Origin of the sequence: Amycolatopsis magusensis (assembly GCF_017875555.1) — a bacterium.
Lineage (GTDB): Bacteria > Actinomycetota > Actinomycetes > Mycobacteriales > Pseudonocardiaceae > Amycolatopsis > Amycolatopsis magusensis.
Genome location: NZ_JAGGMS010000001.1, coordinates 5,827,200 through 5,841,630 on the forward strand (window position 1 = coordinate 5,827,200; position 14,431 = coordinate 5,841,630).

The 14,431-nt window shown below is 70.1% G+C and carries 13 protein-coding genes; 9 read left to right on the plus strand and 4 right to left on the minus strand.

The window, feature by feature from the left end:
* The first annotated feature begins 508 nt into the window (after positions 1-508).
* The 3 genes from JOM49_RS25935 to JOM49_RS25940 are packed head-to-tail and all read left to right on the plus strand — an operon-like array spanning position 509 to position 2,382.
* Positions 509-1,498: an Acg family FMN-binding oxidoreductase gene (locus JOM49_RS25935; RefSeq protein ID WP_209666835.1), complete on the plus strand. Its 990-nt coding sequence runs from the start codon at positions 509-511 to the stop codon at positions 1,496-1,498.
* Positions 1,499-1,534: 36 nt separating this feature from the next.
* Entirely contained in the window at positions 1,535-1,870 is a 336-nt protein-coding gene (locus JOM49_RS44485) for a hypothetical protein (protein ID WP_504740033.1), read from the plus strand.
* Complete coding sequence (locus JOM49_RS25940; protein WP_209666836.1) at positions 1,867-2,382, plus strand: universal stress protein; 516 nt, start codon at positions 1,867-1,869, stop codon at positions 2,380-2,382. Before JOM49_RS44485 ends, JOM49_RS25940 begins: the two co-directional genes overlap by 4 nt.
* Before the next feature lie 448 nt (positions 2,383-2,830).
* On the opposite strand, the gene JOM49_RS25945 is transcribed toward JOM49_RS25940, so the two are convergent.
* Both JOM49_RS25945 and JOM49_RS25950 read right to left on the minus strand, forming a co-directional pair.
* The gene (locus JOM49_RS25945) at positions 2,831-2,950 is read right to left on the minus strand and encodes a sigma 54 modulation/S30EA ribosomal C-terminal domain-containing protein (protein WP_368860530.1); all 120 of its coding nucleotides are present in this window, start codon (positions 2,948-2,950) and stop codon (positions 2,831-2,833) included.
* Between the two features lie 320 nt (positions 2,951-3,270).
* The gene (locus tag JOM49_RS25950; RefSeq protein WP_209666837.1) at positions 3,271-4,290 is read right to left on the minus strand and encodes an SGNH/GDSL hydrolase family protein; all 1,020 of its coding nucleotides are present in this window, start codon (positions 4,288-4,290) and stop codon (positions 3,271-3,273) included.
* Positions 4,291-4,919: 629 nt separating this feature from the next.
* Between JOM49_RS25950 and JOM49_RS44410 the strand changes: the two genes are divergently transcribed.
* Positions 4,920-5,114 carry a hypothetical protein gene (locus tag JOM49_RS44410; protein ID WP_372444080.1) on the plus strand — a complete coding sequence of 65 codons (195 nt, stop codon included), beginning with the start codon at positions 4,920-4,922 and terminating at the stop codon, positions 5,112-5,114.
* 358 nt (positions 5,115-5,472) lie between these two features.
* Here the strand turns inward: JOM49_RS44410 and JOM49_RS25960 are convergent, their stop codons facing one another.
* Positions 5,473-6,888, minus strand: coding sequence for a cytochrome P450 (locus JOM49_RS25960; protein WP_209666839.1), 1,416 nt, complete (start codon positions 6,886-6,888; stop codon positions 5,473-5,475).
* Positions 6,889-6,971: 83 nt separating this feature from the next.
* Between JOM49_RS25960 and JOM49_RS25965 the strand changes: the two genes are divergently transcribed.
* Complete coding sequence (locus tag JOM49_RS25965; RefSeq protein WP_209666840.1) at positions 6,972-8,417, plus strand: FAD-dependent oxidoreductase; 1,446 nt, start codon at positions 6,972-6,974, stop codon at positions 8,415-8,417.
* Positions 8,414-8,893: a nitroreductase family deazaflavin-dependent oxidoreductase gene (locus tag JOM49_RS25970; protein ID WP_209666841.1), complete on the plus strand. Its 480-nt coding sequence runs from the start codon at positions 8,414-8,416 to the stop codon at positions 8,891-8,893. The genes JOM49_RS25965 and JOM49_RS25970 overlap by 4 nt, the downstream gene beginning before the upstream one ends.
* Positions 8,894-8,900: 7 nt before the next feature.
* Here the strand turns inward: JOM49_RS25970 and JOM49_RS25975 are convergent, their stop codons facing one another.
* On the minus strand, positions 8,901-10,964 hold the full coding sequence (locus tag JOM49_RS25975) for an MMPL family transporter (RefSeq protein ID WP_209666842.1): 2,064 nt from the start codon (positions 10,962-10,964) through the stop codon (positions 8,901-8,903).
* Between the two features lie 424 nt (positions 10,965-11,388).
* Here JOM49_RS25975 and JOM49_RS25980 point away from each other — a divergent pair, with 424 nt between their 5' ends.
* The 3 genes from JOM49_RS25980 (at position 11,389) to JOM49_RS25990 (ending at position 14,296) form a co-directional block, all read left to right on the plus strand.
* Positions 11,389-11,961 carry a hypothetical protein gene (locus JOM49_RS25980; RefSeq protein WP_209666843.1) on the plus strand — a complete coding sequence of 191 codons (573 nt, stop codon included), beginning with the start codon at positions 11,389-11,391 and terminating at the stop codon, positions 11,959-11,961.
* A gap of 107 nt (positions 11,962-12,068) precedes the next feature.
* Positions 12,069-13,766, plus strand: coding sequence for a polyprenyl diphosphate synthase (uppS, locus tag JOM49_RS25985; protein ID WP_209666844.1), 1,698 nt, complete (start codon positions 12,069-12,071; stop codon positions 13,764-13,766).
* 380 nt (positions 13,767-14,146) lie between these two features.
* Positions 14,147-14,296 carry a hypothetical protein gene (locus tag JOM49_RS25990; RefSeq protein ID WP_245369474.1) on the plus strand — a complete coding sequence of 50 codons (150 nt, stop codon included), beginning with the start codon at positions 14,147-14,149 and terminating at the stop codon, positions 14,294-14,296.
* Positions 14,297-14,431 lie beyond the last annotated feature (135 nt).

Genomic DNA, 14,431 nt, shown 5'->3' on the forward strand with positions numbered 1-14,431 from the left:
CGCGTAGGGCCGGAGGTCCTGCCGGAAGTCACGACCGTCGAGGACGAAGGTCGTGCGGGACGTGACCTTTCCCGCAGCACCGCTCCCGCCCGGCTGGCCAGCATGAGCTGGTCCCGACGAGCCGAGGAGCGACCGTGAGCCCGCAGGCACTGACCGGACTGGAGATCGGGGAGCCATCTGCGCCGAACTGTTCGACGAAGCCGATCCGGCTGTGCTCGGTGCGATCGGGCAGATCGTGCGCACCGCGGCCGTGGCAGTGACCGGGCATGAACGCCATCGAGATCGCGGGGCTGCGCAAGCATTTCGACCGCAGCCGCGCGCTGAACGGGCACTGGTCCTGCTTACCGCGCTCGGCCTGACTCTGGCGCTCGCCGGTGCCGCGGGCTTCCGCCGACGCGACCTGACGATCGAGGCCAAAGGTCCCACGCAGCCGTGACCGGTGACCGCATCGATCGGCACCGGGAGCGCCGATCCTGGGTGGGCAGGCAAAACCGAGCGGAGAGCAGTGATGAGCCGACCATTCGCCACCGAGCTGGACCAAGCGCTGACCGCCGCCACGCGCGCGCCTTCCCCGCACAACACCCAGCCGTGGCGGTTCGAAGTGGACGGTGACCGCGTCGAGTTGTGGCTCGACCACGACCGCGTCCTGACGGTGGCCGATCCCGACGCCAGGGAAGCCCGGTTGTCCTGCGGCGCAGCCTTGTTCAACCTGCGGTTGTCCTTGCGGGTGAACGGTAAGGACCCCCGGGTGCGGTTGCTGCCCGCGCCCGGCTCACCCGATCTGCTCGCCGAGATCCGCATCGACGGCGTCCGCCGGTCCACACCGGCGGAACGCGAGCTGGCGGAGGCGATCTTCCACCGGCACACCAACCGCAGGCCGTTCCTGGACCAGCAGGTGCCACGCGGCCTCCAGGCGGCGCTCAACACGGCGGCGCTCACCGAGGGCGGCCGGCTGGAGCACCTGGAGCCCTCCGCCCGGTACGACACCGTGGCGGTGCTCGCCCGGCGGGCCGAGTTCCTCCAGGCGACCGACGAGTCGTTCCAAGCGGAATCCGCGCGCTGGACCCGCCGTTCGGCCGGGAGCGCCGATGGCGTGCCGCTCACCGCGGCCGCGCCGCCGGCGCGGCACGCCGGTGCGGTCCCCCAGCGCGGTTCGCACGCCAACGCGGAGCTGCCCGCCCGATCGTATGAACAGCAGCCACTGCTGGTGGCCGTGCTCTCCGGTGGGCAGGGCGCACTCGCCGATCTGCGCGGTGGCCTGGTCATGCAGTCGGTTCTGCTCACCGCGACCTCACTCGGCTTGGCTACCTCGTTCGTGTCCCAGCCGTTCGAGACCACGGAAACACGAGCGGCGCTGGAAGCGCTGTTCCGCGATTCCGGCCGCGTGCACACCCTGCTGCGCGTCGGCTACGGCTACGCGACACCACCGACCGCTCGCCGCCCCGTGACCGAGGTCGTCCACCGAGGCGCGGCACAGACGGGAGGACCGAGCACATGAACACCACCACGACGGCGTGGGCCACCAGGCTGTGATCTGCCTTGCACAACCGCCGCGACCCGATCCGCCGCGGCTCGGACCACGGCGACCTTGCTCGCCGACGGCCCGTCGCTTTCCGTGCCCAGCAGCGCAGCGGTGATGGGCAGGACGGCGCCTACTCAGGCCACCTGGATCCTGCCGGACGGGAACCGCCGTACCGGCTTGGTGCCGGCCGACAAGGGACTCCGCGCCGGTGTGCGGATCCCGATCTGGATCGACCGTGACGGCGTTCCCGCGGACCCGCCGCTCCTGCCGAGCGCCGCGGCCACGAACTCGATCGCCGTGGGCTTCGACCTGACTCTCTCGAGCCGAAAGCGAGGACTCCTCCGATGAAAAAGCTCCCGTTGCCGGAAAGCGGTGAAATCCTGGTCGGTGTGGACGGCTCCGCGGTGAGTGGGGCGGCCCTGCGATGGGCGGTGGACGAGGGGGCCCGCAGCGGCCGCGATGTCCGGGCACTGCACGCCTGGACTCACGACCCGCTGCACGGCCCGCAGACCTCGCCCCCGGTGTCGGTCCACGACGCCCGCGTCGCGCAGCGGCAGGGGCTCGAAAAGTTGGTGCACGCACTGGTGGGTAGCGACCTCGCGGCCACCATCCGGTTCGAGGTCGCCCGGGACACACCGGCGAACGCACTCGTCCGCGCCTCCCATTCCGCGGCGATGCTGGTGCTCGGCAGCCATGGATACGGCAAGCTCCTCCAGTTGATGCTCGGGTCGGTCTCCTCGCAGTGCGTGCGGGAAGCGGCCTGCCCGGTGGTGATCATCCCGGCGCGCACGGTGCCGGAGGACGACGGCGACCACACGGAAGCGCTGGCCGGAACCTATCTGCCCGGTCCATTGCTGTAACCGGTCCGGGGAAGAGAAATCGGAAAAGGGAGAGCAAGGGCAGGATGGACTCCCTATTGCCGCGTACCTTGTTGCCCGGTCCGGCCGATTGATGCGACCCGGAGAAGCAGGTTCACGTGCCGTCCTCGAGGCCGACACGAAGGATGGGGAATTCTGATGCAACCGCAGTTCGGCCGGTGTGGCGCTGGGCACGACCGCGCTGCTGCACCTGCTGCTGCTCACCACGCCGCGGGCCCGCCTGTTCTTCGGCTGGATCATGGTCCTGCTCACCGCGATCGCCGTGGTGATCCCGCCGGGCCTGGTCACGGAGCTGAGCCTGCGGCTGACCACCGCGATCCTCAACCTGGCGATCACGCTCACCCTGTCCGGCGTGGCCTCGGCCGCGGTGCGGCGGGCGGATCGCCGGGAAGAACCCGGCGAGTTCCCCCGGCCGGTCCGTGAAGTTGCCTCACACCGCCGGGGTGATCAGGCCGTAGTGACCGTCGTAGCGGTGGTACAGCACGCTTCCGCGACCGCGTTCGGCGTGGAGGAACTGGAACGGCTGGCCGATCAGGTTCAGCCGGTCCACCGCCTCGCTCAGTCTTCGCCCGCGCGCCGCGGGACAAGGGCACCCCGATGCCGGAGATCGCGAAGAGAAGCTGACCATCTTCTCCGGCAAGAACGCCGGGAAGAACCCGTCGGTCGCCTCGCTCTACCGTGCCCTGGCCGACGCCTCATAACCATCCTGCTGCGGATCCGGCGTGGCCGAGATTTCGCCGCGCAGAGCCGTCACTCACCCGAACAACGTGTCCGGCACGTGCCTCCGTGCTCCTGCCGTACCGCGGTGCCCGGCCGGTCGACGTTGACCAGTTCGGCCGTGGCGGCACGCTGTGTGTGTGGGGCGGTTGGTCAGGATTTCTGTAGTTCGGCGCGGATAGCGGTTTCGACCTGCTTGGCCGTGTTGGCGTGGCCTGCGGCGTTGGGGTGGACCAGGGTGGCGCGTGTGTTCCCGGGGCAAGGAAGGGGCGGCAGGTCGGCAAGGGGGATGTTGGGGGGCCAGAAGTCCTCGGCCTGGCCACAGATGCCCGTAACCCATTTGGTGCCCGCCGGCTGGCAGGCGTCGTGGCCCTCGCTGGAGGCGGCGAGGTCGACGAAGCGGTCGCCGCGCTCGTCGGTGACGGTCTTGATGATTTCGTTGAGGTTCGCGTGCACGCCCCACAGCCAGTCGAGGTCGTCCTTGCCGATGGTGGCCAGTTCGGTCAGGTCACCGCGTCCGCAGTCCTCGGGCTTGCCGGGGAGAACGGAGGGGTAGCCGATCGTGATCACCTTCGCGTTGGGGGCGGCGTCGTGCACCGCTTCCAGCATCGCCTCGTACTCGGTGAGCACCCGCTCGTACCGTTGCCCGATCTCGTACTCGAAGTGGTTCAGGCAGTAGCGGCCGAACAGGCCGTCCTTGACGCAGCGCACGAGGATCTCGGCGAAGCCCAGGGTGTTCCCGCCGACGCCGATGGTGACCACGTCGGTGGTCTGGTCCAGCCCGGCTCGCTCGATCTGGGGGTCCACCTTCGCCCATCCGTCGGCTGGGGGATCGACGGGGCTCAGGGGCTGCTGGCCGCTGTCGGCGATGTTCTCGATGGTTGCGCCGCCGCAGCTGACGTTGGTCAGCTGCACGCTCGGGCCCAGCGCCCTCCGGACGAGGTCGGGGTAGGAGTTGGTGGTGCGGTCGCAGCCGTCACGGTCGGGTGAGTCCAGCGGCGGCCGTGGCGCGCCGACGAACAGTCCGGCGGTGTAGGAGTCCCCCAGTGCGGCCCACTTGGAGGGGTCTGCCGCCTGGGCCTGAGCGCCTGCTGGCAGCAGGACACCGGCCACCAGCGCGGCCAGACCCGCGGCGACCGGCCGCAGCCTCCACCCGGTCTTTCGACGTGTCACGATCGTTCCCTTCGGACAGTGATTGATGCAACACGAAGAGTAATAGGTATCTGATGTTCGCACGATGCCCCGTGCGGATGGACTCGCCGTCTGCGTGGCAGGCCAGGACGACGCGGGGCCCAGCCGCCAGTGATGGCGTGCGCGAGGACGGGTCCTGCCGTTCAAGAAGCGTCGTCTTCTCGCCGACCGGGCCCACCGCCGTGACGCGGACCTGCTCCGCTACGCGCGGCGCCGCGTCGCAGACCGGTTCGTCGGCGAGTCGTAGTGCGAACCTGACGTCGGGGTGGATTCGCAGGCCGGGGTCGCTCGGGGTTGGCCGCACGGCGATCCGTCGGGCGAGCCCAGAACCGCTCGTCGTGTCGAACCCATCGATCCGCTCACCATTCCTCGTGCCAGGGCCACCGGGTGCGGCCGCCACGATGATCATCACGTGCCTCCCCGCACCCCGGTGACCACAAGCGACAGTGCGCTCGAAAAGGCGACACGGGTGGCGGCGCTGATGCTGATGCCGTTGTCCCGCGCACGGGCCGAGGGCCGCCGTGTCCGGGCGGTGATCCGGGGGTCCGCGTTGAACGAGGACGGGGGCGAGCGAGGGCTTCACCGTGCCGAGTGGTCCTGCCCAGCAGACGGTGATCGCCAACGCACTACGGGATGCGGGCGTGCTCCCGCACGAAGTCGAGCTGGTGGAGGCGCGCGGTACCGGGACGCCGGTGGGAACAGGCCCAGGCGTTCCGCTGATTGGTCCGCCGGTGCCTCGGACGGAGCGGTTCACGTGGCCGTGGAGCCGGGCGATCGAGTCCAGCAGAGCCGTCACACTGCCGTGACGGCGTTCGGGGACGAGGCCGCCATCCTGTTCGGCGATCCGCATCGGCCCCCTGTCCGAGGTGAACACGACCTGCCCGGTGGTCACCGCTTCCCTCCTGGAGCCCCGGCCCCGCTGAGCGCGGAGTCGTGCTGAAAGACGGCAGCGGGGCTCATGGTCAGCAGCCGCGTGGTCAACCGCACCGCGTGGCCCAGCTCGGCTGGTGTGAGGCGAAGGGCGGCCAGTGGGAGCCGGTGGTGCTGCGCGGGTATCGGGCAGCGAGTGATCTGCTCAGTGCCGGAGCTGAAGTACCTGTCGATCAGGTCGGGAACGCGGCGGAACTCCACCGCGCCGCCGATGACCACGGCCCGGCCGGTCCGTCATGGCTGCCTGCACGTGGTCTCGTCGATGTCAGCGCGATCCACGGCGAGCGCGGTGTGGGGCGTGGCGACAGTGGACGGTCTCGGGTGACTGGTCATGGGCATGGGGCCAGGGGTGAGGAAGATGCGGGCGCGGGCGCGGGCACGGTGCCCTGGGATGGGCTGAAGACGTTGGCTTGAGCCGATGGTGGCGAGAGCGGTGAGGAGCTGGGTCATGGCGAGCCGGTCGCCGATGCATTTGCGGGGTCCGGTGCCGAAGGGCAGGTAGGCGTGGTCGGGGATGGTCTTGGCGCGTTCGGGCAGCCATCGGTCGGGGTCGAATCGGTGGGGTTCGGCGAAGAGGCCGGGATTGTGGTGCAGGGCGTAGGGGACGTAGGCGAGGTCGGTTCCCGATGGGAGCCGGAATGGGCCGAGTTCGACCTCGGTGAGGGTGCGGCGGGCCAGTAGCCACACCGGTGGATACAGGCGCAGGGTTTCCTGGAGCACGCGCCGCGTGAAGTCCAGTCGTGGCAGGTCTTCCGCGGTGACCGGGCGGCCGGCGAGGACAGCGTCGAGTTCCGCGTGCAGACGCTGTTCGGCGTCGGGGTGGCGGGCGAGTTCGTGGAAGGCCCACGGCAGGACGGCCGCTATGCCGTGCAGGGAGGCTATGAGGTCGAACAGGATTTCGTGGGTGATCTGGCCGTCTGCGAGTGCTTCGCCGGTGTCGGAGTAGCGGGCGTCGATCAACCCGGCCAGGACACTGCCGTCGTCACCCTCGCTTCGTCGCCGTGTGGCCGCGGCTTCGATGGCTTCGCGCAGGCGTCGGCGGGCGCGTCGGAAGCCGCCGGTGCCGGGTGGGTTCCAGCTGTCGGTGAAGGCGGGGGAGGGCACACGCCAGTACAGGCCGCGGACCAGGTGATGTTTGAACTCCTCGAGTGCCTCGGCCACCGGGCCGACCGGGCTACCGCAGAAGAAGCGCGCGTTGACGCGGCAGGCGAGGCGGGCGAACTCGGTGTCCAGCCGCACGCGCCGGCCTGGGCGCCAGGTGCCGGCCAGTTCGCGGGCCTCGTGAGCGAGTGCTTCGACGTGTGCGGCGATCCGGGTCGGGTGGAAGGCGGGTTGCACCGCCCGGCGGTGGCGGCGGTGGGACTCGAACGGCGTCATCCCGTCGAAGTCCATGTCCATCACGAGGCTGACGCCCAGCTGTGGCCCGCCCCGGTCGGTCAGCCGTCCTTTGACGTAGTCACGGGTGTCGGTGAGCAGCACCCGCCGCAGCAGGCAGGGGTCGGTGACCACGTAGACCGGAGACAGGCCGGATCGAATGCGCACGACGGGGCCACGGGCGTTGAGCGAGGTCATGAACCGCAGCGGCCAGCCGAAAAGCTGCCCACCGTGCCCGGCCACGGGCAGGGCCCAGGGAGCGGAAGGAACGCGCATCAACACCTCACGGGATATCACGCTATGAGCCCGTGACGATACTATGCGTCAACTATTGGGCTGAACGGGGTAACGGTGCGCAGATGAATGGTCGGGACAGCGGCGCGCGCGAGGCGACGGTGGACGTCGTGGTCGTCGGGTCGGGTTTCGGGGGCAGCGTCGCGGCGTTGCGGCTGGCGGAGAAGGGGTATCGGGTCGCGGTGCTGGAGGCGGGCCGGCGCTTCGCCGACGCCGACTTCGCGGTGAGCCCGTGGTCGGTGCACCGGGTGGTGTGGGCGCCGCGGTTCGGGCTGCGCGGCATCGTCCGCGTCCGCCTCGGCCGGCACGTGGTCGCGTTGACCGGTGTCGGGGTCGGCGGTGGTTCCCTGGCTTACGCCGGCGTGCACTACCGGCCGGGCCCGGAGGTGTTCCGGGGCGAGGGCTGGGATCGGTCGGTGGACTGGAGCGCCGAGCTCGACCCGCACTTCACGCGCGCGGAGCGGATGCTCGGCACGACCGTGACACCGCGGCTGGCCCACGGGGACCACCTCCTGCGCCGCTCCGCCGAGGTGCTGGGCGCGCAGGCGACGTTCCACCCGGTCCGGGTGGGCGTGCACTTCGGAGAACCCGGTCGCACCGTGGCCGACCCCTACTTCGGCGGCCTCGGCCCGGACCGGGCCGGCTGCCTCGATTGTGGACGGTGCACCTTCGGGTGCCCGGTCGGCGCGAAGAACACCCTGATGAAGAACTACCTGCACCTGGCCGAGCGCGCCGGAGCCCGCATCCACCCGCTGACCACCGTCACCGGGCTGCGCCCCGTGCGCGACGGTGGCTGGGAGATCGAGGCCACTCATCCCGGCATCGGCCGCCGCCGGAGCTGGCGGGCCGGCCACGTCGTGCTGGCCGCCGGTGCCTGGGGCACCACCGAGTTGCTGCACCGGTGCCGCGCCGCCGGGACCTTGCCCGCGCTTTCTCCCGCCCTGGGCACCCGGATGGGCACCAACGGGGAACTCATCCTCACCGCCACCGCGCGTGCTCTCGACGTCGGCGAGGGCACGGCGATCACCTCCGCGTTCCACGCCGACGAGGCGACCATGGTGCAGCTGTGCCGCGTCGGACGGGGAATGCATCCGCTCACCGGCGGGCGGGGCCAGCGCACCGCCTTCCTCAACACCATGACGCGCGAGGACCCCGGCTTGCTCGGCCGCTACCGGGGTGGCCGACTGCGGCTGAGCCGGGGCAGTGCCTCCCCGGAGCCGCGGTCGGCGGCGATGACCGCGGCGCAGGTCGTCGCCGAGCAGGCCGGTGGACGGCCGTCACGATGGTGGAAAGCCCTGCTGCGCAAACCCGTCACCGCGCACCTGCTCGGCGGGTGCCCGATGGGCACCGACCCGGCGACGAGCGTGGTGGACCTCGCGCACCGCGTGCACGGCCATCCCGGCCTGCACATCGCCGACGCCTCGGTCCTGCCCCACAACCTCGGCGTCAACCCGTCGCTGACCATCACCGCGCTGGCCGAGCGCGCCTTCGCCGCGTGGGCGCCCCGGTGATCCACCCCCTCCTCACCCGCCTGGGCCGCACCCGCGCCTTCACCGCTGTGGCACCACACGTCCTTCCCCGCCTGGACATGGTCGTCCACCGCATGACGCGCGGGCGGTGGCTGCCCAGCCGCATGCTGCTGCCCACGGTCGTGCTCACCACGCGGGGCCACCGCAGCGGGCAGGAACGGGCGACCCCGCTGTGCGCGCACCGCTTCGGGGACGGTTCGTGGCTGGTCGCCGCGACCAACTTCGGCCGCGAAGACCACCCGGCCTGGAGCACCAACCTGCTACGGCACCCGCACGGCACGGTCACCGCCGACCACCCGCCCCACGCGGTCACCGCGACACTGCTCAACGGCGAGGACGTGGCCCGCCAACGGCAGCACATCCTGCGCGTCCTGCCGGTCTTCGACTACTACGCCGCGCGAGCGCGCCGCGACATCCGCGTCTTCCACCTCATGCCAGTCGATCCCGAGCGTTCCTGACGGTGGTCTACCGCTGGAGCTGAAGGCGCGGTTCGCCGGCGGGTCCCGGGGCTTCGGGACGGTCGTGTCGTCTCCGTTTCCGGTGTGGGCGCGGCAACCACCAGTTCCAGCGGCCGAGGACCTGCATGAGCGCGGGCACCAGCGCGAACCGGACGATGGTGGCGTCCAGGGCGATAGCCACCGCGAGCACGAACCCGATCTGGACGAGTTCGCGGCGGCCGGTGGTCATCAGGCCGAGGAAGACGGTGATCATGACGAGGGCGGCCAGTGAGATCGAGCGGGCGGTGTCCTGCAGGCCACCGCTGACCGCGCCGGTGTTGTCGCCGGTGGCCAGGTAGCGCTCGCGCATCCGGCGGACCAGGAAGATCTCGTAGTCCATGGACAGGCCGAACAAGACCACGAACGCGACCAGCGGCACGAAGATGTCGACGGTGCGGGACTCCCCGCCCGCGGGCAGCGCCAGAACGAGCAGACCGAAGCTCGCCGCGGCCACCAGCAGATTGGCCAGGATCGCCTTGATCGGCAGCAGCAGGCTCCGGAACGCCACCAGCAGGAAGAGGAAACCGCCGCACAGCAACAACACCAGCACCTGTGGTCCGGCGGTCTCGACCTGGTCGAGGAAGTCGGTCAGCGTCGCGGCGGGGCCACCGACGGAGCCCCCTCTGTCGGAGGTCATCCGGCGCAGGTCGGCGATCAGCTCGGCGACGACGGGCGAGTCCAAGCTCGCGTGCGGCAGCACGGACAGCAGGGTGCAGTCGTGCCCGTTGTCCAGGGCCTGCGCCGTCATGACCCTCGGGTCGTCCCCGACGGTGGCGGCCAGTGTCGCGATCTGGGGTGCGGTACCGGGGGGCCGGGGGAGCAGGACCATGATCCCCGCCGCACCCCCGGCGAACCCGTTCTCCTCCATCGCCATCAGCGCCTGGCCCGAAGGGTGCCCGGCCAGCGAGGGGCGATCGAGGTCGAAGCCGAGCCGGATGTCCGAGACCGGGGCGGCGGCGAGCACGAGCAACGTGGCCGCGGCGGCGATGTAGTGCCAGGGGTGCCGCATCAGGTGACGGGCCCACCGAGCCCAGCCGCCCTCGCGCCCGGGAAGGTCCTCGCGCGCGGGAAGGTCCTCTCGGGCGGGCCGGACGCGCTGCGGGAAGGTGGCCAGGATCGCCGGGACCACGGTGAGCGTGGCCAGCGTGGTCACCCCCGCCATCATCAGCCCCGCGGTGACGCAGTCCCGGAGGGCATTGATCTTCAGCGGTAGCAGGCAGGCCAAGCTCGCCATGATTGCCAGCGCCGAATACAGGACAGTCATCCCGGCGCTCGCCACGGTCGCGACCACCGCGTCCTCGGTTCGCACGCCGGAGCGGGACTCCTGGCCGAACCGGGTGATCATCAGCAAGGTGTAGTCCAGGCCGAGGCCCAGGCCGATGGCCGAGACGACGGCGACCAGGACGACGTTGGCGGGGATCAGCGCCGACAGCGGTACCAGCAGCCCCGCCAGGACCAGGACCGCCGATCCCGCCACCAGCAGTGGCACACCGGCCGCGCCGAACCGCTTCAGTCCCGCCAGCAGCAGGACGAAGGCCACCACCATGGTGATCAGCTCGGCGCGGCTGAGTTTGGCCAGGACGGTGTCCTTGATGTCGGTGAACAGCGGCGTCAGCCCGACGACGCCGACACTGATCCGCCCGCCCGATGCCTGTGCGGTGGCCTGCTCGAGCACCGCGGTCTGCGCCGGCAGCCGCAACTGCCGCTCGGCCGAGTCGCCGTCCACCCCGATCAACAGGTAGGCCAGGTGCGGACTGTGGCGGGCGCTGGGAGGGGGCGGCAGCGGCTGGACGTCACGCACCCCGGCGGCCGCTCGCAGTCCCTCCGCCGCCGCCTCGACGGTGACCCGGAACGGTTCGGTGTCCGCGGTGAGCCGCTCGGACCGGAACACCGCGACCACCTGCTCGCTGCCGAGCGGGGAAAAGGCCCTGGCGAGTTCCTGGGCGGCGCGGGCGGAGTCGGACCCGGCGACCTCCAGCGGTGGCGCGCCCAGCTTGTGGTAAAGCGTGGGCAGGGCCAGCACCGCCGCCACGACACACACCGCCCACCCGAGGAGCACGGCCTTGCGGTGCCGTACGACGACGCGCGCCCACGCCCGGATGCCACGATGAAGTACCTTTTTCCCCGACACAGAGCGAACTTCTACCCCATGGCCATCCCGATCCAGTAATCCGAATCCACTTCCGGGTGCTTTTCCCCTTCTTTCGATGCTGCTCGATCACCGAGTGACACAGTGCGTCCAAGGAAACGGCAGGAAATGACGGACTTGGCCGGCTTCCTCGTGCGAGCGCGGGTTTGCGGCACGGAAACACCCGGCCTAAGGTCCATGATCACCTGCGGTCCGGAAGCGGCGTGCGTTTCGCTTCCCCCTGGCGGGAAACCACCTACATCAGTCGATACGAGGAAAGGTCACGACCCAGATGAGCGACGGCATGACACGGCGCGGGCGAATCGCCATGACCGCTCTGGTGACCGGATCCCTGGTCATGGCGATGGGCGCGGTCATGGCGCCGCTGGCCCAGCGGATCGCCGAAGCCCACACCGGCCCAGCCGCCCCCGCGCCCGCGGTGGAAGCACTGCTGTGCGAAGGCAGCGCCGACCAGCCACTCATCCTGGACCAGCCGGTCGGCCCCCGTCCCGCCAAGATCACCGGCCAGGCGAACGCGGCTCTCGACGACTGCGTCGGCGGCGACGGCACCCTGCGCTCGGCCACGGTGACCATGACCGGCACCGGGACCGTCAGCTGCACCGACTTCTCCGGCTACTCCGTGCGCGCCGAGGTGACCTGGTTCGACGGACCCGACCAGACCGGGCGGCAGGTCGGAGTCTCGACGCTCGTCCCGGAAGGACCGGAGCAGGGGCAGGTCGCCACCGCGGCCACGCTCGTCCCGGCCGGCCGCGTCCTCGACGGTCCGTTGGAGTCGCAGGAGGTGACCGGCGGAGCAGTGATCACCCCGCAGATGCTGGCTTGTTCCGACTCGACCGTGCGGACCATGCCGCGCTCGTTCTGGCTGCGTTTCGAGCCGTGAGCCTGACACAGCACCACATCCGGTAGTGGCGGGTGCCGGGGCCTGGCCGGCGCCGGAAGCCAGGCCCCAGCGCCACGGCAACATTTCTGATGGAAGGCGAGAGCCGCGTGACCGAGGTGTTCGCGACCGCAACCATGGACGCGACCGAGCTCCACGAATCGTTCCAACGGTGCGAACGGGAATTGCGGGGCGGATACGCTCCGATCGCCGTGGCGGTGGAACTACTGCCTCGGGCGACTCGGCCCTTCATGTACGCGCTCGCGGCCTTCGCCGCACACACCGACCACCTCGCCGATGAGAATCCCGGCGACCCCGGGGCGATCATCACGTGGCGCGCCGAGACGCTCGACGAACTGCGTCGCGGGCACAGCGATCACCCGCTGCGGCGCGCCTTCGTGCACACCGTCCGCACGCAGAACCTCGACCACCGCGTTGTCGAGGAACTGCTCGACGGGTTCGTCGCCGACAGCGCCGCTCCGCCGCGGTTCGAGACGGTCGCCGACCAGCGCGCGTACCTGCGCGCGGTGTCCGGGACCGTGGCGGAACTGGGCATGCCGCTGCTGGAACCAACCGGCTCCCTCCAGGAACTGGCACGGCTGTTGTCGGTGCTGGGAGAGGTCTTCCAGCTGGTCGACATCTTCCAGGACTTCCCGATCGACCTCGCCCGAGGCCGCTGCTACCTCCCGGCCGGCGACCTCCGCCGACTCGGCCTGACGGTCGAAGACCTACGCGGCACTGGCAACCGCCCGGCCCTCGACGCCCTGATCGAACTCCAGCGCAAACGGGCAGCCGACCTGCTGGACCAGGGCTCACGAGCGATGAGCATGGTCCACCCCTCCAGCGAACCGTTCCTCAGCGCGGGAATCCTTGCCGTCCAGGCCTACCTCGACGAACTCAGCCGCCAGAAATCGGCCGCGCTGACGCGGCGAATGCGACTGCCCATGCCCAAGACCCTTCCCACAGGGTGGAATCCGGTGCACTCCACCACCCGACCAAGGCGCATCCGCCTCACCCGTGCGCGCGGCCCACTACGCCTGCGCGGCATCTTCACCAAACGCCGAGCCCCGCTGCACGCGGAACAAGCACGGCCACACCACGCCGCGGTCATCCTGGACGGAAACCGTCGATGGGCCACCGCCCAGGGCAAGCCCATCGAATACGGGCACCGCGCCGGTATGGAGAACCTCATCCGCCTCGCCGAGACGGCATCGGACCTGGCCGTGCCCTACATGTCGGTGTTCGCCTTCTCCGTCGACAACTGGTCGCGCTCGGAAGCCGAACGAACCATGCTGTTCACCCTCTTCGCACACAGCATCGAGCAACACCGAGAACGCCTGCATCAGCAGGGAATCCGGCTTCAGTGGTGTGGCCGCCGCGACCGCGTCCCACCCGGCGTCCGGTCGGCGCTCGAAGCGACGGAACAACTGACCGCGAACAACACCGGAACGGCCCTGACCGTATGCCTCGACTACGGCGGACGCACCGAGCTACTCACCGCTACACGTGCGCTCGCCGCCGAAGCGGCCACCGGACTCATCAACCCGGCGGCCATCACCGAAGACGACCTCGTCCGCCGGTTCTACCTGCCCGACCTGCCGCCGGTCGACCTGCTGATCCGCACCTCGGGCGAAAAGCGAATCAGCAACTTCCTTCCCTGGCAAGCCGCCTACGCCGAACTCGTCTTCGAACCGGTGCCCTGGCCCGATTTCACCCGCGACCACTTACTCGCCGCATTCGACGAGTACTCCCGGCGCCGGCGCCGCTTCGGCGGAAACAATGACACACCGGTGCCGTTGCCTGCTTGAAACCCACGAAGAGAAAGACCGTCTTCGTGGCGAGGTAGTGGCACCAGCTACGGCATCATCTCTGCCCGACTCGGCAGCGGTTGACGCCTACGAACAGGCTGCTCGCATCCTCGCCGAGCTGCGAGATCCTCGAGCTGTCGATGTGCGTGTCCGCGCAGCCACGCTTATGACTCGCATGCGGTCTTCTCGGTAACCGGCTGTCAAATTGACACGGGAAGGTCGGCGCCCATCAGATGGCGGCTGCGGCCCACCTGTTTGAAGTGTGGTGTAGAAACTGCTCCTTTGCCGAGGCGGCTGAACCGCTGAGGGTCTGAGTGCGCTCGGCGGCGGGTGAGCCAGGTTCGCGCTGAGGCCCGCACGGGGTCCATACCGCGGCGTCGGTGAGCTTGGGTGCGGGCGACCCGGCTTGCGACCTGATCATCGCCTTCACCCTCGTGTCGGCCGAGACGCGAGCCACCTTCCGCGCGGCGCCCGATGTGGACGATGCCACCGGGATACGCGGTCGCGGCTGGGCCTTGGCCACCGGTTGACGTGGATCATTTCCAGCGCAAGGAAGGCGCAATCCCGAAATTGTCGCAAACCGAATTTCCGTAGTGTGGACGGTCCGCCGAGCGGAGTCAGCGGCGTCCGGCATTCGGCGGCCGGTACCAGCTCGCCGACATCCG